Below are 1,051 nucleotides of genomic sequence, written 5' to 3'. Positions count from 1 at the left end.
AAATAGCATGATGATGGATATGTTAGCTGCTATTGCAAGAAAAGATTACCAAGATCGCCGCCGCCGTCAGGCTGAAGGAATAAAGAAAGCCAAAGAGGAAGGCAAATATAAAGGGCGGCAAGCTGACTCAGATCTACACGAAAAAATCTATCAGCTACGAGTTATCAATAAGCTGAGTATTAGTGATACCGCCAAACTCACCAACGTATCGGATCGTACAGTAATTCGCGTTGCTAAGAAGTTGGCAAGTGAGCGATCAACGGCGAAAGAAGCTTAGCGTACGTTTTCGTTCCATTGGGCTTCACACCCCTGTAGCAAGAGTTTCACGGAAGCGATAAAAAGGAAAATGTCAGGAAGAATAAGCCCATCACTGTCGCTAACAGGAGTAAAGTCGGTCGCGAAATTGAATGCCCATAATCGCTAAGCCCATCAAACAGCCAGCTAGAAACGTCCCATTGTTGACGTTTTATACGCACTTCATCGGCATGGAATCTAAGTGCTGCATCATGCTCTTTGTTCTCTTCTGCCAGCTCTTTAAATCTCGTGAGTCTCGGTAAATCGTGCACGTATCTAGTTTCATTGGAGGCGCGGGAGCTGACGCCATTGGGTCGGCACTTGTTTGCAACAAGCCCGTCACGACCAAGGTAGTCGAGCTTCTTTTCAAGGGGGTTGTAAATATATTATTAATAGTAAATCAGTTAACTTTTCATTTACAAGCTAGATAGTCATGCTATATATTGAGTAATTGAGTAATTGAGTAATTGAGTAATTGAGTAATTGAGGCGTGTATGGCAAACATAATTGCAGTTTTAAACCCCAAAGGGGGAGCTGGAAAAACTACTATCGCTTTGCATTTAGCAAGGGCATTAAGAGATAGCGGTTCGGTATTATTGGTCGATTCAGATCCACAAGGTTCTGCTCGTGATTGGTCTGAACAAGGAGGTGGTGATGCATTTCCAATTGTTGGTGTCGATAGAGCGGGGGCGTTAAAAAGTACAATAAATCAGCTTGCTGGTTTATATGATTGGATAGTTTTAGATGGGGCTGCAAA

At 43.1% G+C, this 1,051-nt stretch carries 2 protein-coding genes and 1 pseudogene; 2 read left to right on the top strand and 1 reads right to left on the bottom strand.

Translation table 11 applies throughout. The features are described 5' to 3' along the window. Positions 1-277: pseudogene (locus B5D35_RS23945) on the top strand (recombinase family protein); the annotation flags it as partial. Between the two features lie 46 nt (positions 278-323). Here B5D35_RS23945 and B5D35_RS24250 read toward each other — a convergent pair. After that, the gene (locus B5D35_RS24250) at positions 324-566 is read right to left on the bottom strand and encodes a hypothetical protein (RefSeq protein ID WP_139367876.1); all 243 of its coding nucleotides are present in this window, start codon (positions 564-566) and stop codon (positions 324-326) included. Between the two features lie 222 nt (positions 567-788). On the opposite strand from B5D35_RS24250, the gene B5D35_RS23940 reads away from it, so the two are divergent. Then, positions 789-1,051, top strand: a 263-nt coding sequence (locus B5D35_RS23940; RefSeq protein ID WP_157828511.1) for a nucleotide-binding protein, incomplete at its 3' end; no start/stop codon positions are given.

The organism is Enterovibrio nigricans DSM 22720 (genome assembly GCF_900167155.1).
Taxonomy (GTDB): Bacteria; Pseudomonadota; Gammaproteobacteria; order Enterobacterales; family Vibrionaceae; genus Enterovibrio; species Enterovibrio nigricans.
This window is presented reverse-complemented; position numbering and strand designations above follow the sequence as displayed.